15 protein-coding genes and 1 other annotated feature are annotated in these 21,638 nt (G+C 29.5%); all 15 genes read left to right on the plus strand.

The window, feature by feature from the left end:
- The first annotated feature begins 33 nt into the window (after positions 1–33).
- The 15 genes from CCC31_RS07670 to CCC31_RS07740 all read left to right on the plus strand — a co-directional run bounded on the left by CCC31_RS07670 (position 34) and on the right by CCC31_RS07740 (position 21,557).
- Positions 34–711, plus strand: a complete 678-nt coding sequence (locus CCC31_RS07670) for a transaldolase family protein (protein ID WP_022089167.1) — start codon at positions 34–36, stop codon at positions 709–711.
- 872 nt (positions 712–1,583) lie between these two features.
- Positions 1,584–2,567 carry a hypothetical protein gene (locus tag CCC31_RS07675; protein WP_290850705.1) on the plus strand — a complete coding sequence of 328 codons (984 nt, stop codon included), beginning with the start codon at positions 1,584–1,586 and terminating at the stop codon, positions 2,565–2,567.
- A gap of 2 nt (positions 2,568–2,569) precedes the next feature.
- Positions 2,570–3,220, plus strand: coding sequence for a matrixin family metalloprotease (locus CCC31_RS07680; protein WP_118565957.1), 651 nt, complete (start codon positions 2,570–2,572; stop codon positions 3,218–3,220).
- Positions 3,221–3,256: 36 nt separating this feature from the next.
- Positions 3,257–4,024: a hypothetical protein gene (locus tag CCC31_RS07685; protein ID WP_117910793.1), complete on the plus strand. Its 768-nt coding sequence runs from the start codon at positions 3,257–3,259 to the stop codon at positions 4,022–4,024.
- A 685-nt stretch (positions 4,025–4,709) separates the two neighbouring features.
- The gene (locus CCC31_RS07690; protein ID WP_290850709.1) at positions 4,710–6,098 is read left to right on the plus strand and encodes a leucine-rich repeat domain-containing protein; all 1,389 of its coding nucleotides are present in this window, start codon (positions 4,710–4,712) and stop codon (positions 6,096–6,098) included.
- A 44-nt stretch (positions 6,099–6,142) separates the two neighbouring features.
- Complete coding sequence (locus CCC31_RS07695) at positions 6,143–7,549, plus strand: leucine-rich repeat domain-containing protein (protein WP_290850711.1); 1,407 nt, start codon at positions 6,143–6,145, stop codon at positions 7,547–7,549.
- A gap of 102 nt (positions 7,550–7,651) precedes the next feature.
- Positions 7,652–8,626, plus strand: coding sequence for a hypothetical protein (locus tag CCC31_RS07700; RefSeq protein ID WP_290850713.1), 975 nt, complete (start codon positions 7,652–7,654; stop codon positions 8,624–8,626).
- Positions 8,627–8,756: 130 nt separating this feature from the next.
- Positions 8,757–9,311 (plus strand): sigma-70 family RNA polymerase sigma factor, encoded by a 555-nt coding sequence (locus CCC31_RS07705; protein ID WP_158562719.1) that lies wholly within the window; start codon positions 8,757–8,759, stop codon positions 9,309–9,311.
- Entirely contained in the window at positions 9,311–10,075 is a 765-nt protein-coding gene (locus CCC31_RS07710) for a DUF4367 domain-containing protein (protein WP_117910735.1), read from the plus strand. Before CCC31_RS07705 ends, CCC31_RS07710 begins: the two co-directional genes overlap by 1 nt.
- Before the next feature lie 22 nt (positions 10,076–10,097).
- Positions 10,098–10,532, plus strand: a complete 435-nt coding sequence (locus CCC31_RS07715) for a hypothetical protein (protein WP_117910736.1) — start codon at positions 10,098–10,100, stop codon at positions 10,530–10,532.
- 198 nt (positions 10,533–10,730) lie between these two features.
- Complete coding sequence (locus tag CCC31_RS07720) at positions 10,731–16,916, plus strand: RHS repeat-associated core domain-containing protein (protein WP_022089420.1); 6,186 nt, start codon at positions 10,731–10,733, stop codon at positions 16,914–16,916.
- A gap of 221 nt (positions 16,917–17,137) precedes the next feature.
- Positions 17,138–18,034, plus strand: a complete 897-nt coding sequence (locus CCC31_RS07725) for a hypothetical protein (protein WP_022089421.1) — start codon at positions 17,138–17,140, stop codon at positions 18,032–18,034.
- Between the two features lie 147 nt (positions 18,035–18,181).
- Entirely contained in the window at positions 18,182–18,580 is a 399-nt protein-coding gene (locus CCC31_RS07730) for a hypothetical protein (RefSeq protein WP_022089422.1), read from the plus strand.
- 64 nt (positions 18,581–18,644) lie between these two features.
- Positions 18,645–18,920: a binding site (T-box leader), on the plus strand.
- 138 nt (positions 18,921–19,058) lie between these two features.
- Positions 19,059–21,011 carry a methionine--tRNA ligase gene (gene metG, locus CCC31_RS07735; protein WP_260979095.1) on the plus strand — a complete coding sequence of 651 codons (1,953 nt, stop codon included), beginning with the start codon at positions 19,059–19,061 and terminating at the stop codon, positions 21,009–21,011.
- A gap of 126 nt (positions 21,012–21,137) precedes the next feature.
- Entirely contained in the window at positions 21,138–21,557 is a 420-nt protein-coding gene (locus CCC31_RS07740) for a hypothetical protein (protein ID WP_260979094.1), read from the plus strand.
- Positions 21,558–21,638: the final 81 nt, after the last annotated feature.

The following is a 21,638-nucleotide window of genomic DNA, read 5'->3' on the forward strand; positions in this document are numbered from 1 at the left end:
TTATACAATCCAATATTCTAGGAGGAAATTAAGATGAAATTTATTATTGACGATGCAGACATTGAAAAAGTAAGAGAGATTTGGGATTTATATCCATGTGATGGTGTAACAACAAACCCATCAATTTTAGCTAAGAGTGGAAGAAATCCATACGAAGTATTAACTGAACTTAGAGAAATCGTTGGAAAAGACGGTGAACTTCATGTTCAGGTTGTTTCTAAGGATGCTGAAGGCATGGTTAAGGAAGCAGCTGTAATAAGAGAAAGACTTGGAGAAAATACATTTGTTAAGATTCCTACAACTCCACAGGGACTTAAGGCAATGAAGATATTAAGCGCTCAGGGTGTAAATATTACAGCAACAGCAATTTACACACCAATGCAGGGATTTTTAGCTGCAAAGGCAGGAGCAAAATACGCTGCACCTTATGTAAACAGAATTGATAACATGGGATATGATGGAATTAAGACAGCTATGGATATCCATGATATTTTTGAAAACAATGGTTTAAACACAGAAGTATTAGCAGCAAGCTTTAAGAATTCACAGCAGGTTCTTGAACTTACAAAATACGGAATCGGTGCTGCAACAGTTGGAACAGCAGTTATTGAAGGATTAATTAAGAATGCAGCAATTACATCAGCAATTGACGCATTCGTAGATGACTTTGCCGGATTAGTTGGCGAAGGAAAAACAATGATGGATTGCTAGAATTTCATAATAATATACATCACTATTAGGAGGCATATATGCGAAAGCATATGTGCCTCCGCTTTTTTATTTGGATTTATTAAAATCATGCGGATGGGGATGCTATATTAGGCTTTTTTAGAATAAATGGCAGTATGTTATATTAGGCTATTTATAGTTATGCGAATGGGTATATTATATTTAGTTATTTAGAATTATGCGAATACGGATATTTTAGAAATATGAATTATAATCCGTAATATAGAAATTACAAGAAAAAAAGCTCTAAATATTATAAAAATTTTCATTAAAATGTGTTCGGTTTTGTGTTCTAATATCGTTTATAATATAGGGGAGAAATTTTACTAGTGAAAAAACAAATAAATATAATTGTTTTTTCAAAGTAATGATAGATTGGTGTTGGTTAATAATGGTAAAATAAATTGATGCGTAATAAAATAGAAAAGATGTTGACACATACTTTATAAAACAATATAATGATTATATAACTAGTGTATATACAATAAAGATACTTTGCGGCTAGTTTTATATGGGGGATTAGACATATCTAACACAATTCTTAACAAAAATCCTAATAAAACTATAAAAGATTTATATGATATTTTTAAGTAACTAAATAATTTTATTAATTCCAACTATAAATAAGATAACAGAAAAAATTAACAGTAAATTGGTGTAGTATATATGCTAAATAGACGATGACAAATAATAAGAAGTAAATTTGATGGATATTAAATGTGTATTGTTGGATTTTACAGAAAGAGTAGCTGGAGGTGATGTAATAGTATAAATAATAATCAGAAGTAGAATAAATACTTATAATAATTGGAATTAATAATGTGAAATAATAATAGAGAGAGGAGACAATAATTATGTCAAAGAAGGTAAGAGGTAAGGCTTTAATATTATTAATGGTATCTGTTTTGACAATGATGTGTCTTAATGTATATGGAAATACTACAAAGGTTACATATCAAGATGGATATTTAATGTTTGGGACATGGAACGGAAATGGAAATGCATCTGTCACAATAGGTAACGATTATTTGACAAAAGGTTCGGATGTTGCTAAATATAATGAATTTGAATATTTGGAATGTAATAAGAATACAGTTTCAAATAGTCAATTTTCTGTAGCAGAACAGAAAGGAAATGTTGTTATTAGTTTAAATGAAAGTTATCTAAAAAGTCTGCAGGATGGAATGTACTCATTTAAAGCTGTATTTGCTAAGGCGATTATTCCTATTAGACTTTATGTTGTGACACATAAAATTGACTTTAAGGATGCAAGCTTTTCTTTTTCAAAATGGAACGGAAGTGGAAATGCCGAAGCATTATTGGAATCAAATACATTTTCACACACATTTTATGCAGATTTATTTAATCAATTGACATACAAAGGAATAAAAGTTGATGAATCTAATTATACAGTATCAACTATATCGGATGTTATGAAGATAACATTAAAAGAAGAATATGTTAAGACTTTACCAGAGGGAGAAAGTTATTTTACAGCAGAATTTTCAGATTCATCTGTAATGATAAAATTGACTAAACCTATAAGTGTAAAGATTAATAAAACTAGAAATGTTAAAGCTACGTTAAAAAATAAAAAATTAAATATTACATGGAAAAAAGTTAAAAATGCAGATGGCTATGTGATAAAAGTTGGAGAAAATAAAAAATTAACGAAAAGTAAGAAAACAGTTAATGTAAAGAAAAATAAAGGTGTCATAAGAAAAGTGAATGCCAATAAAACTTATTACTTAAAAGTTAGGGCTTATAAGATAATTGATGGGAAAAAGAACTTTGGAGAATGGTCTAAGTTGATTAGATGTAATAAAATGGAGGATTAACTATGAAAAAAAGAAATATAGTTATTATGTTAGTGGTTGGAATTACATCCTTATGTACAACGGCTCCAATAATGGCAGTCACAGAATCATGTACACATGGGAAAAAGACATTCAATGATAAAAAAATATTAAGTGGTGTAGGAAATTATGGAAATAATAAGAGGTATTATTGGATTAATTCGAATTTTTCAAGTAATTACTCTAGTAGAATTAGAAATGCATTTTCGTATTGGATAAATACATCATCAGATCCAGGTGTTACAACATCGATTTCTTTTAGAGAATCTTCAAATAAAAGTGATGCAACAATAGAATTACATACAACTACTTTAGGTGGAGATACAACTGGAAAGACAGATTATTATTCATATAGTACGTTAGTTGATGATCAGTCAATACAAGATTGGACATGGAACATTATATATATAGATACTGATAAAACCAAAGACTATGGACAACGAAAAAAGACAGGATTAGTTGGGCATGAAATAGGTCATGCAATGGGATTGAGCCACCAGCCAAATAAACAAAATAGTTCTATTATGTATAATTATGATGATAGATATATATTGTCAGATAATGGAAATACAGCGATTGAAAGAAATAAGCCGGCAAAAGTTGACTGCAATAATATAAATCATATATATAAGTAGAATGTTTCGCAAATAAAAGACGAGGAAGGTGGAAAAATGAATAGTAAATTAATTTATACGTGTTTAATAATATCAATAGTTTTGATGCTAAGTGGATGTCAAAATAATACAAATGAGTTGACATATCGAAATACTAAAAAAGAAGTAACTGAGGTTACAAATGATAATAAAACAAATGTAGTTGATAAAACTGTAAACATAAAAAAAATGAAATTTACGGAAAAACAGAAGGAAGAGGCGGCTTCTGTTAAATCATCAATGTCATTTGCAAAATCATGTAAAGAGATAGAAGGATTATATAATAATTCTGAGTATATCGTTGAAGGAGAAGTTGAAAATACGTTTTTTACAGTATTATATGGAGAGCCATATACTGTTATGGAACTAAAAGTCAATGAAAAGTTTAAAGGAAGTGTAAATACGAATGATAAAATAACGGTTTTGTTGTATGGAGGTTATATGACAGTAGAACAGTTAGTTGAAAATGTAGGAGATGAAAAGTTTAAAGAATTAAGTGTAGAAGAAAGAAAAAATACATTAATAGAAAAGAAAACAACAGATTCAGAATATCCTAATGTTGGTGACAAGTATATATTATTTTTAATGGACAGCAATTTGGTTGAAAATGCATATGATCCGGTAAATGATTATGAATGTATTTTTAAATCAGAAGGAAAAGATTATATAAGAAATTTTCCGGAAGATGAAAAAATAGCTAAATATTCAACTCAAAATGTGATTAAAAATAATGTAAGTTTAAGTAGTGCGGAATTAGAAAAGTATTGCATAACCATGAATAAATAAAGAAAAATGCAAACCGAACATATTTTAGTGAAATTTATAAAATTTTTCATTAAAATGTGTTCGGTTTTATGTTCTAATATCATTTATAATATAAGGGATTAATTTTGATTTGAATAAAAAATAAATATAATTGTTAAATAAAAGTAAAGACAGATTAGTGTTGGTTAATAGTAAAAAACAAATTGTGACAAAATAAAAACGTATTGACGCATAGATTTTAAACTTATACAATGAGTATATAACTAGTATATATTCAATAAAGACACGTAGAGGCTAGTTTTATATGGGGGATTAGACATATCTAACACAATTCTTAACAAAAATCCTAATAAAACTATAAAAGATTTATATGATATTTTTAAGTAACTAAATAATTTTATTAATTCCAACTATAAATAAGATAACAAAAAAATTAACAGTAAATTGGTGTAGCATATATGCTGCATAGACGATGTGATTATGACAAATAATAAGAAGTAAATTTGATGGATATTAAATGTGTATTGTTGGATTTTACAGAAAGAGTAGCTGGAGGTGATGTAATAGTATAAATAATAATCAGAAGTAGAATAAATACTTATAATAATTGGAATTAATAATAGTTAAAAAATGCAATATTATATACGACAAATACGTTTGTTAAAGTAAGAACATTAAAATAAATGCATTAGCAGGAGGTAGTTCTATGAGTAAAAGAATATATAAATTTATTACAATCATGTTGGTGGCAGTTATGGTGTTATCCTGTTGGAGCGAGTGTGGAATAACAACAAACGTATACGCAGCGAAACATGCTACTGCTACAAAAAATACGAAGCAGAATGTTAAGTGGAAACTTAAAAAAGGTGTACTTACAATATATGGGAAGGGAAAAATGCCAAATAATATGACCTTTGAGTATGAAAAATATAAAGGAAAAATAAAGAAGGTTATTATTAAAGAGGGAGTAGAGTCTGTTTGTGATAATGCATTTTATTTTATAAAAAGCATAAAAGAAGTGCAATTTCCAAAGTCATTAAAAGAAATAGGGGAAAATGCATTTGAGTATAATAAACTAAAAAAGGTTGAATTAAAGTCAAAAGTTAAAATCAAAGAAAACGGATTAGAACTTTATCATGCAAAATACATAAACATACCTATTAAAGGTGGAAAAATATTATTAAAAAATGGTGTGATGAACATAACCGGTAAAGGGAAAATACCTGTTAGAGTGGGAAATGCATATGTAAAAGAAATAAATATCGGAAAAGGAATAACAACCTTGCCAATGTGGGCATTTTCCGGAAGTGCTAATTTGAAAAAATTAAAGATTTCAAATACAGTTGAAGAAATAAATGCAAATGCATTTTCAAAAACAGGATTGAAGGAAATTAATATACCATCTGGTGTAAAAAGAATCGGACCAAATATATTTAGCGAATGCAGTAAATTAACAAAAGTAACAATGCCGGGTGAATTTGAGTTTATAGCCAGGGATGGTGAAGAATCAACTCCAATGAGAAATGTAATTGATAAGAGAGATACAAATGTGGATGTTGTAAAATTTAATACACCATTGAATTTAGATGTTATATCAGGTATTGACACAAATAATTTCGTTGTAGTAAAAAATGACCCGAATTATAAAGTGATAAATGGAGTAATATATTCAAAAGACGGAAGAAATTTAGTAAGAGTGCCATCAAAGAGAACAGAACTAAAAGTTGAAGATGGATGTGAATATGTAGCATCATCAGCGTTTCTTTATGGATTGTATGAAAGCGATGGCGATGAGTGGTTTTTAAGATGTAGTAATTTGACAAAAATAGAACTTGCAAATTCAGTTAAACAGATTTGTCTTGAAACAGATAATTATTATGATAGGACAGAAAAAAAGCAGTGTAACAAAATGGGAGATTATCTGGAAACAATAGAAACTTTAAGTATGAGAGATTTTAATTTGCAGGAAATAACTTATAAAGGAAGAACGGTAAAACCACAAACGTTTATTAAACAGATTTTTGGTAAAACAAGAAATAATGGTGTGCTTGATTTGACTGATGAATTAAACAACACTATTAAGTCAAATCAGTAAAAAGTTGTTAATTATGAAATTACAATCTTGTGGGAGGTAATTCTATGAGCAAAAGAATATCGAAATTTATCGCAATAATGTTAGTGGCAGCTATGATGCTATCATGTTTAAGTATCTATAATGCACCAACAAATGTATATGCTGCAAAACGAGCTACTGCTACAAAAAATATTAAGCAAAATAATAAAAAGAATAAAGTTAAATGGAAACTTAAAAAAGGTGTTCTCGCTATATATGGTAAGGGAAAAATGCCGGAAAGTATGACATTTGATGCAGGAAAATATAGTGGAAAGATAAAGAAAGTAATTATCAAAGAAGGTGTAAAATCTGTCTGTGATGATGCATTTAGATTTGTTAAAGGAATCAAAAAAATAGAATTTCCAAAGACATTAAATAAAATCGGATGCCATGCATTTAATGAATCTGAAGTTAAAAATGTTAAATTTAAATCAGTTGTAGAGTTAGAAGAAGATGCAATTAATTTTACAAAAACAAAATACATAAATATGCCAATTAAAGGCGGAAAGATTACATTAAAAAATGGAGTAATGAATATAAAGGGACAGGGAAAAATTCCTAATTTTTCAGAAATTGATAGTTTAAGCAAAGTAAATATTGAAGAAGGAATTGAACAGATTCCACAAGCGGCATTCAGTGGAAGCGAAAATTTAAAAGAAATAAATATTCCAGGTACGGTTAAAGAAATAGGGAAATATGCATTTGCAGCAACCGGAATAGAAAAAATAGTAATTCCGGCAAGTGTAGAAAAGATTGCGGCAAATATAGTAAGGGGATGTGTAAATCTTACTGAAGTTACTATGCCGGGAAACTTTGAATGCTTAGGAAGTGATGTTGCAAAATATTATACGAATAGAGAGTTAACAAGAATTGAGCATAATAGAAAAATCGAAACAGTAAAATTTAATACTCCATTAAATATAGATGTAATAACTTCAATTCCGACAAACAATTTCGAAGTAATGGAAAATGACCCTAATTACAAATCAATAAATGGTGTAATTTATTCAAAAGATGGAAAGAAGCTTATAAGAATTCCATCAAGACGAAAAGAAGTTAAAGTTGAGCAGGGATGTGAAACAGTAGAGTCATCAGCATTTCTTTATGGAATGTATGAAGTGGGAACAAAAGTGTGGAATATTAATTGTAGTGAGTTGCAAAAGATAGAACTTTCATCAACAGTAAAAAACATCGAATTTGTACATGATGAATTTTATGATAAGTTGGAAAAGAAAAACTACTATAGCGATAAAGAAGAATTGGATTATGAGAAATATATGCTTGGTATGGATTTGAGAAATTTCAAAATATGTGAAGTATCATACAATGGAAAAACAATTAATCCACAGAATTATATTAAAGAACTAACAAAAGAACAAAACAACAATGGGCTTGGAGAAATGGTTAATGAAATTAATATGATGATAAAATAAAATATAGCATAACCAGGAATAAGTAAAACTATAAAAGATTTATATGATATTTTTGAGTAACTAAATAATGTGAAATAATAATAGAGAGAGGAGACAATAATTATGTCAAAGAAGGTAAGAGGTAAGGCTTTAATATTATTAATGGTATCTGTTTTGACAATGATGTGTCTTAATGTATATGGAAATACTACAAAGGTTACATATCAAGATGGATATTTAATGTTTGGAACATGGAACGGAAATGGAAATGCAACTGTAACAATAGGCAACGATTATTTGACAAAAGGTTCGGATGTTGCTAAATATAATGAATTTGAATATTTGGAATGTAATAAGAATACAGTTTCAAATAGTCATTTTTCTGTAGCAGAACAGAATGGAAATGTTGTTATTAGTTTAAATGAAAGTTATCTAAAAAGTTTGCAGGATGGAATGTACTCATTTAAAGCTGTATTTGCTAAGGCGATTATTCCTATTAGACTTTATGTTGTGACACATAAAATTGACTTTAAGGATGCAAGCTTTTCTTTTTCAAAATGGAACGGAAGTGGAAATGCCGAAGCATTATTGGAATCAAATACATTTTCACACACATTTTATGCAGATTTATTTAATCAATTGACATACAAAGGAATAAAAGTTGATGAATCTAATTATACAGTATCAACTATATCGGATGTTATGAAGATAACATTAAAAGAAGAATATGTTAAGACTTTACCAAAGGGAGAAAGTTATTTTACAGCAGAATTTTCAGATTCATCTGTAATGATAAAATTGACTAAACCTATAAGTGTAAAGATTAATAAAACTAGAAATGTTAAAGCTACGTTAAAAAATAAAAAATTAAAGATTACATGGAAAAAAGTTAAAAATGCGGATGGCTATGTGATAAAAGTTGGAGAAAATAAAAAATTAACGAAAAGTAAGAAAACAGTTAATGTAAAGAAAAATAAAGGTGTCATAAGAAAAGTGAATGCCAATAAAACCTATTACTTAAAAGTTAGGGCTTATAAGATAATTGATGGGAAAAAGAACTTTGGAGAATGGTCTAAGTTGATTAGATGTAATAAATAAAGAAAAATGAGAACCGAACATATTTTAGTGAAATTTATAAAATTTTTCATTAAAATGTGTTCGGTTTTATGCTCTAATATCGTTTATAATATAGGGGAGAAATTTTACTAGTGAAAAAGGAATTGCGCAATTGAAGATTAACAATGAAAAAAAGAAAAGGGAGATAACCGGTTGGTATGAAAAGTATTACCGTATTATGAGGGCTAGGGCCCATGAGATAGTGGGAGATTATCACATAGCCGATGATATGGTAAGCGAAGCATTTATAAAAGTGTTTAATAATTATGAAAAGATACGAAAACTAGAGGAACCTCAGGTTGCGTTTTATTTGATTAGTATAATCAGGAATATTTCAATTGATTATACAAGAAAGCGAAAACGCGAAAATACACATGTAAACTTTGGATTTGAAGATAATGAAATTGAAAAGATACCTGATGACGATGAAAGCAAATATCCGGAAATAATTTGTGCTAGAAAAGAATTGCAGGACAATTTGAAAAATTATATGGATAAATTGTCGCAAAAGGATGCAGAGTTGATTGTGTATAAGTACTTGTGGAATATGAGCGAAAAGGAAATAAGTGAGATGTTTCACATAAAGCAGGAACAGGTTCATGTATATGTGGGAAGAGCGAAGAAGCGTCTTTTCAATATTATTAAAAAAGAGATGGAGATAGAGTAATGAAGATAAGAAATGAAAGAGGGCTTGAGCAATTATTAAAAAAAGCATCATCAACATATGTTGAATACGAAGGAAAAAAAATCATTGAGGAAGCAAATCAATTAAATAAACAGAGTGGGGAGCCGCTACCTGAAAATTATACAAAGTTTATGGATGATTTGTTTACTGATAATCAAAAAGTGCAATTCAACAAAAGTAAAGAAAAAAAGAACGGAATTCCCCTGTTTTACAAGGCATCGGTGGCTGTTGCGGTAGTTATGATTGTGTTTAATATATCTGTTGTATCAGTACCGGCCATGAGAAGCGCAACTTTGGGATTTCTTGTTAAGGAGTCTAAAGTAGCTACACAGATTCAGTCTAATGATGTTAATAAAGAAAATAGTTCAAGGGTAAGCGAGGGCAGGTTTGATATTGAATGGACAGAAGAATACAATGTAACATATTTGCCGGAAGGATTTAGTACATTAACGTCATCGTGTAGCACATTATCAAGATGCATAGAATATGCAGATGTAAATGACAATAGCATTACATTTGAACAGGACATTGATAGTACAACATATTCAATAGATACGGAAAATGCAAAAGTTGAATATTTGGATATCAACGGAAAAAGAGCTATGTATGTTGAAAAAGAGTATGAGGAAATTGGAAATACAAATAAGTTGTTATGGAAAGAGAATGATTATTTTATAGAAGTAGAAGGAATCGGAGTGACCAAAGAAGAATTGGTTAAGGTAGCGGAGAGTGTGAAAAAGAACTAAAATTTTAGAGGAGGAAATTTTAATGAAGAGATTTAGAAAATTTTTATGTATGTTTTTGGGAGTTGTAGTAATGATGTCATATACAAATGTAGCAGCACAGGAATTACAAAATGCGGATATAGAGGGTGTAACACCAAGATATACCAATATGAGCCAGATTACTTCAACATTAGCAATTAGTGGAAACAAGGCTGCATGTGAGGGTATATGTAAAATGACAGCCAACAAAACCTGCGAAATAACAATGACATTACAAAGATGTACAAAGAGTGATAAGGCATATACACCATATAAAACATGGACACAGACTTATTCAGGAACAGGAAAGAAAACACTATCAAAAACAGTAAGTGTTGATTCGGGATATTATTACAGAGTACAGGTCGTTGTTAAAATTTATTCAGGTTCTAAATTAGTAGAAGCAGGAGCAAAGTATAGCAGTGAAGTTTGGCATTAATACATATAGGTGTGGCAAATATACTGTAACGTTACATTAATAAGTTGAAAATTAAATACTAAAGATTGTATTGTGAATAACATTAAAACATAATCCTTAAGCATAACCAGGTGTGTCATATAGAATCTCACTTACCGGAAAGGTTAATGCTTAAGGATTTTTTTAGGTAAATGTGATAATGTTTTAAGGAGGTCAAAGATGAGAAAGCTAATTAAAAAGGTATGTGCAGTTGTTGTGGCAAATGCGATTTTAATTTCAGGATTAAACATCAATTATGTATCGTGTGTAGCAAATGCTAATCAAGATAAAATTGTGCAAAATGAAATTAACGTTACAGCAAGTCAAAAAGAAGAAGCAAAAGAACAAGATAACAGAGTTAATAATCAATTAAAATCTACAAAGGAAAGTAAAGAAAAAAATAAAAATCCACAAGTAGTAAAGGAATTAAAAGAATTAAATACAGCAAATTCAACAACATATTTATTAAGTAATGGTGATAGAAGGTTAGAAATATATAGTGAGGATATTCGTTATAAAGAAAATGGAAAGTATGTAAAATATAATCCTGAATTAAAAAAGGTTACGGACAGTGAAAAAGAGGTAATAAAAAAAGAAATTCAAGAAAAAGATATTAAAGCAGATTATGAATATGTAAATATCGCAGGAGATGCAAAGCACTATTTTCCTAATAAATTAGAGGAAGAAAATCCTGTAGCTTTGATGAAAGGCAAACATAGAATATTATTTTCACCTATAAATATTGAGCAAATTAATTTGCAAAAGAAGACTGTGTTAGAAAGTATAGACAGTACTGTGTTGCCATTAAAACTAAATAAAGAGAGTGTAAAGAATACTAGCTTGGTATATAATGCCGGAAAGCAGATATCGTATAAATATACATCATTAAATAGTGGGATTAAGGAAGAAATAATATTATCAGAAATTCCTGAAACAAATGTATTTGAATTTAAATTACAGCTTAAGGATATGAAAGCAGAAGAGTATGAGGAACAAAAAGAAATTAGATTTTTTGATAAAAAGTCAGGAAAATTAATTGCATATATAAGTCAACCAAATATAAAGGATGCGAATAATGAATTAGTATATGATTCAATTCATTATGAAATGGAAAGTCTTAAAAAAGATGAGTATATTTTAAAAGTTGTAGTTGAAAACGAATATTTAAATTCAAAGGATATTAAATATCCTATAACAATAGATCCAACAGTAAGTTGGTTTAATGATAGCCTTCAAAGTGCAAGTGTAACAAACTTTGAATATTCAAAAAGTTTTAATTTAAAACATACAAGTGTAATTCAAATATATAACAAAGCAAAATACGGACAACATATATATGCTGAAGATATGTGTTATATAGATACAAGTGGAATTGATTACAATACTGGAATGGCAGGTTCATCATCTATGTTTTATGGCTCGGATGTGAAAAGTGCTTATTTGAGAATAACAGAAAAAGATAACATATATACAATTGGAAAGAGTGGAAGTGGTACATTTGTTTCAGGAAATGTTGAAGTAAGAAATCCAAATAGTACATGGAATCCAAATACTATTACTTGGAATAATCACCCACCCGTAGAAGATAGAGTGTGGTCGCAGTTTAAATGTACCGGGATTTCAAATACAGTACATAATGTTGATTTAAAGGATTGGGCTCAGGCAGTTGCAGATAGAAGTATAGGTAATAACGGATTGGCATTAAGATGTGTAGAAGAGGGAACCGGAGCTAATTTTTATACATCATCTTTACAAAATTTAAACTATATGAGACTTGCAATAACATATGAAAATCCACATATTGGTGAAAAAGATAATTATGCTTATGAAAAATTTGACACACCAAATGGAAGTGGAAAAATTGAATTGTCTCAAGGAAATTTTATGTATAAGCAGAATGATTTTTCATTACCTACACCACAATTGGGATTAGAAATAAGCAGAACATATAATTCGCGAAATACGGAACAATCAAACTTTGGCATAGGATGGACTTGTGAATATGATGCACATATAAAAAAGGATTTAAGATCCACAACATATGTTGATGGTTCAGGAGCAATATATGATATGAAAAATAAAAGTGAAACATCTTATATTTGTGATGAAAATCCTGATATATTGTTAGAAGAAGATAACAAAGTGATAACAAGAACTATTTCAGCTACAGACACAAAACCATCAAGTACAATAAGTTTCGTTGCAAAATATGTCCTTACAGATAAAAATAAGACAAAAAGATATTTTGATGAAGACGGTAAATTAATATTAATAGAAGAGTCAAATGGAACTTATATATATATAAAATATCATTCAACGGTAGGATTAATACAATCTGTTTATTCTGATAAGGGACGGAGCATAGATTTTGAATATTCATATTCTGATGGACAATATTATATTAGTAAAACAATTTTAGAGGATGGTTCATCATTTAACTATACTTATACGAACAAGAGACTTACAAGAGTTGTTCATAAAGGAAATGAGGGAAATGAAATAACATATAATTACGAGTACAATGCAAATGGACAAATGAGCAAGTTATTTGACGCGGTTGGAAATATCTATCAATTAGAATATGACGGAAAAAGTGTGAGTAGTGCAATTTATCCGGACAATTCGAGAATTGATGTGTATACGAATTATGAACCATTAAAAACAAGGGTATATACCAAGAATGCGAATAATATGATATTACATTATGAGCAGTATGAGTTTGATGAAAGTGGAAAAGTACTAAAGTGTACGAATGATGTAGGGAATGTAACTACATATGCATATAATGGAAGTTTGTTAACAAATACAACAGAAGAAGTTCAATATCATGAATTAATTGATAACATAGTGAAAACAATTACACCAACAGGGAAAAATGGGGATAAACAGTTAGAAGAAAAAAAGGAATATAATGAGGAAGGAAACATAATAAAAGAAACAGACGAAGAAGGAAATGTAACTGAATATACATATGGAGATATACAAAATCCTAATTATGAAACTAAAATAAAGACAACAACGGCAACAGGAAAAGTTATTGATGAAATTGCATTTGAGTATGACAGTGAAGGAAATCTTGTTAAGGAAACAGATTATATTGAAAAAACCGTAACAACATATGCTTATGATAGTGATGGCAATGAAATAGAAAATGTTGAAGTTTTAATTGATAAAAATGCTAATTTCAATAATGTAAGTAGTGCAGATATATCAAAGGGATTGGAAAATTCACAAGATACAGCAACATATAATAGAGATGGTAACGTGACAACTGCAAATACTGTATCCGGAACTATGAAGTTGACTGAACAAAATACATATGATGCGTTAGGAAGAATAAAGACGACAACAGATGAAAAAAATGTAGTAACTTCTTATGGCTATGATGAGTTTGGACGAAATAATAACACAATTGCAACAATTCCGGGAAAAGGAACAGAAACAACAACTACAGTTTATGATGCAAATGGGAGAATTATTGAAGAAACAGATAAGTCCGGCAGAAAAATGAAATATACATATGATAAAATGGGACGCGTTACTTCAAAAACGATAATTTATGGAAATGAACAACGTACAACTACGACAACTTATGGGTACATGGATAACTTCTATATTATTGTGGGAAATGGAACAAATAAAAGAATTCCAACAGTGTATGTTGTAACAGAAAAGAATACAAATAATGAAGTTGTTTCAAGTGTATATACGGATGCCTATGGACAAAAAGTACGAGAGGAAAGCAATGGCATATGTAAAGATTATACATATGATAGGCAGGGAAATGTATTTACAACGTATACAAGAGGAGTTAGTGGTACGAATCCTATAGCACCTAAGTTAACAGTTACTGTATATGACAAATATGGAAGGTTAACTAATACTATTGAAAATCCAATTTACAGAAATGGTGCATTTACAGTAGATGCAACGCAATCAATTGTTAAAACAAATAAGTATAATGAAAATGGAAATTTAATAGAGGAAACAGATGGTAAAGGAAATAAAACAATATATGAATATAATGAGGAAGGGAAACTCATAAAAGTAAAATTGTCAGATGGAACAGAACCGGCAAATGAGACTTTTTATGCATATGATATACAAAATAAAGATGCATTAGGAAATATTATTACAACAAAAGATACTACAACAAACGCATTGGGAAATATTTCAGAATCAATATATAATGGTGCAGGTCAGTTGTTATCTGTAGAAGACAAAAATACAACAAACAGTATAAAAACATCATATGATTATGATAATAGTGGAAATAAAATAAAGGAAACATTTTCAGATGGAAGTTATATAAAATACACATATGACAAGAAAAATTTACTGTTGTTGAAATATGAATATAATTCAAAAAATGTATGGACTAAATTGTCGCATTATGAATACAATGAAGATGATAAACTAACAGTAGTGCAGGATTATAATGTAACAAATAACACTCCAAAGACTTACCGATATACAAAATATGAGTACGACGGTTTAGGAAGAATGGTAGGGTACTCAGAAATTAATGGAAAAAGCCAGCCTACGGAAGAGGAAGTCAATGCCAACAAACTTGTTTACAAATATGACATAGAAGACAAGCTAATAGAAATAAGATACCCGAATATTGTGAAAGACAAGCTTAAAGGTATAAAATTTGAATATAACAATTATAAATGGCTAGTAAAAATAAAGGGAATAATTAGTGAAAATGGAGAAGAAAGATTACAGGATATCAGAAACTACGAATACTATAATGATAGTAAAATAAAAATTATCAAAGATTATAGAGACTTTTTAAACCTATCTGACGGATATGTTCAAAAATCATACGAATATGACATATTTGACAGAGTAACAACGATGACGTATGTCGATAGTATAAATTTAAACAAAATATTAGAGCAATATACATATGGATATGATAAGAACAGCAATATAACCACAGAGAATATTATTAACGATTATCCTACAGATGAAAATGAAAAAGTTAATGAAACCAGAACATATACATATGATAATTTGAATCGAATGATTGCATCTAAGAAAACAGATAATTTAAGACAAACGGAAATTAATACAACATATACATATGATAAAGGTGGAAATTGTACTAAGGTTGATGAAAATGGAATAATAACTAATAATACTTACAATGGATTAAATCAATTAGTACAGAGTGAAGTTATAAAAAATAATGTTAGAGATTCATATACAGTATATACATATGATGCAAATGGAAATCAAATATTAGAACAGACAAAAGATGCAACATCAACAATAACAGAGATTGTACAGAAAGAATATGATGCAAACAATCAGTTAACAAAGGTTACATGCAGAAATGGAAATACAAGTGGAAAAATAAAGTATACACAGGAAAATACATATAATTATGACGGAAAAAGAATTTCTAAAAATGATAATGGTGCAGTAACTAACTATTTTTATCAGGGAGAAGTTGTATTATATACAACAGATGAAAGTGGAAATGTTACAAGTCATAATATTATAGGACCTCAGAATAATATTATTGCGACAATACGTTATGAAAATGAGGGTGAGCATTCATATTTTTATAACAAAGATATACGTACAAGTGTATCCAATATAATAGATGAAAGCGGACAAGCGATAGCAAGTTACAAATATGGAGATTATGGAAAAACAACAAAGGTCGGAAATTTAAATTTCTATAATGAAATATGCTACACATCAGGAGTATATGATGAATTAACAGGACTTTATTATTTTAATTCAAGATATTATAACCCTGATACAGCTACATTTATTACGCAAGACAGTTACAGAGGAGAGGCAGATGACTATGAAACATGGAATTTGTACGCATATTGTGGAGGAAATCCTATTAGTTATGTAGATCCGAGTGGACATAAAAAAGAAAAGATATATGGAGTTGTATTAGAAGTAAAGACTACTAAAACAGATAAAGAAAAGACTAAGTTTGTTAAAGCTTTATATAGAATTTCAAATAAAAATAAATTTAAAGACAAATACAAATTATTTAAGATAAAAGTTGCAAGACAAGTATTGGTTGCACAAAGTGCTTGGGAAAGTGGATATGGAACTAGCAATTTGGCAGTAAATAATAATAATTTATTTGGGTTTGTTGGCAAAAAGTATGACTCTATTAAAGATTCGATAGAAGCATATGCATGGCAATTAAATAATGGAAAACAAAGAGGCTATAAAAAAGCAAGAAAATATTTGAAAAAAAATAAGAAAGATGCAGTGGGATATATTGGAAAATTTGCAGGGACATATTGTGTTTCATCATCACCGGAATCGTACACAAATACTATAATGAATATGATTAATTATATAAAAAACAGGGGAGTATGGAGATGATAGTTATAAATATGCTAATTTTAACATAAAAAAATAATTAGTTATTGAGAATTTTAATTGTATAGGGCAAGGCCATGTTTATAAAGGCGAGGTTTTTGTAAAGAAAAAACGAGGCTTTAATAAACAAATAAACCACCGGCTATGCCGGTGGTTGTGATTACAATTGAAAATGCATAATGCATACATAATTAACATGTTTATAGAAAGAAACGGAGACTAATATGAAGAAAATATTAACTATAATGACTATATCGATAATAGTCTTAGTTGGTTGCGACACATCAGAAAATATCACAACTAAAAAAGAAAAAATAAAAACGTCAACAGATTATTATAAAGATGAGATTAAGAAAATGACTGATAAAGATATATATAAAATGATTGTTGAGGATTATGATAACGACGGCGAAAAAGAAGCTTTTATTTTAGTTAATAAAGAGGAGGATAAAGAAAATAAATTTGAATTATGGTTTTTAGGTGGGAAAAATAGTCAAAAATTGTCGGATGAATTTGTTGCAACAGAAGATACAACAATTGAGTTGTTTATAAAAAATAAAAACTATATTATTTTTAATGTTGCACAATTAAGGCAGAATGACAGCATGTATACAGAAATATATAAAGTAAAAGAAAATAAGGCAGTAAAGGTTTTTAAACAAAATAAGATAAATTTATTTTTAGAAAACGAAGAATTATATGCATATGATTATTCATATTCTGTGCTACAGCCGGAATTTAATGAATGGATGAGTTTGTCTCAGCAAAAGTATCATATTAAATGGAATGGCAAGAAAGAAATGTGTCAGGACTATGATGTTAAGACATTATCGGAAGAAAAATTTAGCAAAATTTCTAAAGCTGATGATGTAAAAAATTTAATAAAAAAACAAATTAAAAAAAGATATGGAAAAAAGACTACAAATATTGAGTACAAGTATTTTGAAAGAGAAGATAAAAGTGTAGATATTAATATTATTGTAACGACAAAGGACGGAAGTAAATATAAATATTATGTTTCTACATCTGTAATTAACAATACATTAGGAACAAATATAATAATGAGTGAAGGCAATAAAGAAAAATACTTATTTAAAAGTTTAAATGAGCTGACTAACTAATACAGAATAAAAATATAATTGTATATTTCTAGACATATATGATGAGAAGAAATATTGATGCATGAAAAAACAGAATTTACCAAAATAAACATATATACTGTTTTATATAACTTAGTTTAGTAAGGGAGAAAAGATATATATTCGTATGTGGAAATTTATAATGATGCAGCAGTTTTATCAATCTTTTTTTCTATCGAAAAAAAGAACTTACAAGCAGGTTTGCAAAAAATTATGTGGATTATAAAAAATCTAAGAGAAAATATATCGCAAAGGGATATAGATATGAATATGACTTTTTTCACGGACAACCTATGGTTTTGGCTAGAAGACTCCAATGAATTAAACTTTCAGATGGGATATGATTTCATAAAGAAAAAAGAATTATTAACAATCAAAGAAAAAATTAAGGAAAATAAAAAAATAGATTATTATCGTTTGAGAGAAGTATCAAATGTTATATTCAGAAATCAAAACATTTCTTTGATTGTAATGGGTGATGCAAAGGGATTGACGAGGCAGAGGTTGAAAGAGTGGTTGGAAATATAGACAATTCAGCTTTCAATATTGACAAATAATCATAAAAATAATACACTCATAGTAATTAGCATAATTAAACGCAATGAAGAGAAGAGTACATGGGAATACAGTTTACAGAGAGTCTGATTAGGTGAAAGCAGACAACAGGTTGAACTATGGAAGATGGACTTGGAGCGGCATGGGCGAGCATAAAGTAAACCTGTGACGGACACACCCGTTAAAGTGAAATGAGATTTGGATATAGTTTTGTTAGTGGATTAAGAATAGTATTTGAATACAGTAATTAATGATACTAATATCTGAATAAAGTAAAGTGGTACCACGAAGTTAAAGCACTCTCGTCTTTGCATAAAGAAGAGAGTGCTTATTTTAATTTAGTACCACTACGGGCGACAGGCAACGTAATTGTACTTTCGTTGATTTTGTCAATTCCTATGAAACTATATTCGGGAGTTTTTAGAATAAATAAAAAAGGAGTTTATTTGAAATGGAAAAGAAACCATATTATTTGACAACAGCCATTGCTTACACATCAGGTAAGCCACATATTGGAAACACATACGAAGCAATCCTTGCAGACAGTATTGTACGTTACAAAAGACAGCAGGGTTATGATGTAAGATTCCAGACAGGAACAGATGAACATGGACAGAAAGTTGAATTAAAGGCAGCAGAAAAAGGTGTAACACCAAAGGAATTTGTAGATGAAGTATCAGGAGAAATCAGACGAATTTGGGATTTGGTAGGAACATCTTATGATAAATTTATCAGAACAACAGATGAAGACCACGAAAAACAGGTTCAGAAGATTTTCAAAAAATTATATGATCAGGGTGATATTTACAAAGGTGAATACGAAGGAATGTATTGTACACCATGTGAATCATTCTTTACAACATCACAGTTAGTAGATGGCAAATGTCCTGACTGTGGAAGAGAATGTACACCTGCAAAAGAGGAAGCATATTTCTTTAGAATGAGCAAATATGCAGACAGATTGATTGAACACATCAATACACATCCTGAATTTATTCAGCCGGAATCAAGAAAGAATGAAATGATGAACAATTTCCTTCTTCCGGGTCTTCAGGATTTATGCGTATCAAGAACATCATTTAAATGGGGTGTTCCTGTAGACTTTGATCCAAAGCATGTTATTTATGTATGGATTGATGCGTTATCAAACTATATTACAGGACTTGGATACGATGTAGATGGAAATCACGGTGAATTATATAAGAAGTATTGGCCGGCAGACCTTCATTTGATTGGAAAAGATATCTTAAGATTCCATACAATTTACTGGCCAATTATGTTAATGGCATTAGACGTTCCACTTCCAAAGCAGATATTTGGACATCCATGGTTACTTCAGGGTGGAGAAAAAATGAGCAAGTCAAAAGGAAACATCATTTATGCTGATGACCTTGCAAGCTTATTTGGAGTAGATGCAGTAAGATACTTCGTTCTTCATGAAATGCCATTTGAAAACGATGGAACAATTACTTGGGAATTAATGGTTGAAAGAATGAATTCTGACCTTGCAAACACACTTGGAAATCTTGTAAACAGAACAATTTCAATGTCAAATAAATACTTTGGCGGTGTTGTAAATAACGCAGGTGTTGCAGAAGAAGTTGATGAAGACTTAAAGAAAGTTGTTCTTGAAACTCAGGTTAAGGCATCTAATAAAATGGACGATTTAAGGGTTGCGGATGCAATTACTGAAATCTTCACAATGTTTAAGAGATGCAATAAATACATTGATGAAACAATGCCTTGGGCATTAGCAAAGGATGAAGAAAAGAAGGCAAGACTTGAAACAGTTCTTTACAATTTAATTGAAAGTATTACAATAGGAGCAAGTCTTTTAGAGCCATTCATGCCTGAAACATCAAAGAAGATTCTTGAACAGTTAAACACACAGGCAAGAGCATTTGATGATATGACTGAATTTGGAAAATATCCATCAGGAAATAAGGTTACAGAAAAACCGGAAATCTTATTTGCAAGATTAGACATTAAAGATGTAATGCCAAAGGTAGAAGAAATTCAGGCAAAACAGAAAGCAGAAGCAGCACCGGAAGAAAAATATCCGGAAGTTGAACCAAAAGAAGAAATCACAATTGATGATTTTGATAAAGTACAGATTCGTGTTGGTGAAGTATTAAAATGCGAGCCGGTTCCAAAGGCAAAGAAACTTTTAGTTTCACAGATTCGTATTGGAAATGAAGTACGACAGATTGTATCAGGTATTGCAAAATATTACAAACCGGAAGAAATGGTTGGAAAGAAAGTTGCAGTTATCACAAACTTAAAACCTTGTAAACTTTGTGGCGTAGAATCACAGGGAATGATTCTTGCAGCAGCAGATGATGATGGAAACCTTTCAGTAATGACATTAGACAAAGATATGCCTGCAGGAAGTGAAATCTGTTAAAATATAATAGAATAAGTTTACTGGTTGAGTTAAAGAAAATTATTCAAGTTGTTTGTCAGATTGTATTTAACGACAAAATAATATTTGTTGGAAAGTTTATTTAAGATGTATTTAAGGGAGCAGGTTATGACAGTAAATAAATGGATTAAAAACAGAATATTTGCAATTGCCATTTTATTGTCAATTATTTTTAGCTCAGGCTATTCTTCTTATGCTGTCACAGTATTTGCAAATCAGAATGATTATGCTCATACAGAAAGTATTAAGCAGGAAGCAAAAAGAGTTAAAAGTGAATGTCTGTGTTCTGAAAAAAATGCACAAATACAGATTAAAAGAACTGTAGATGGAACTTCAAAAGAAGCAAAATCAAGAAACAGACATCAGCAACCGTTTATTTATGGAGCAATATTTTCACACAATTTATTTCCGGGAGGAGTTAGTGTAAAGAGTGTTTCAGGTTTATATACTTTTAATAAACGGAAGAATTACAATATAGTTTATATACACAACCAGGATGGCAAAAAGAGAGTACTGACTATTACATAGATAAAATCTTTTGTAATAGGAGGTGTGTGTTATGGCAATGAATATAGTAGCTATTATTTTAGCTGTTGTATGTGTTGCAGC

Source organism: Eubacterium sp. LMAG:50 (assembly GCF_008680265.1).
Taxonomy (GTDB): Bacteria; Bacillota; Clostridia; order Lachnospirales; family Lachnospiraceae; genus Eubacterium_U; species Eubacterium_U album.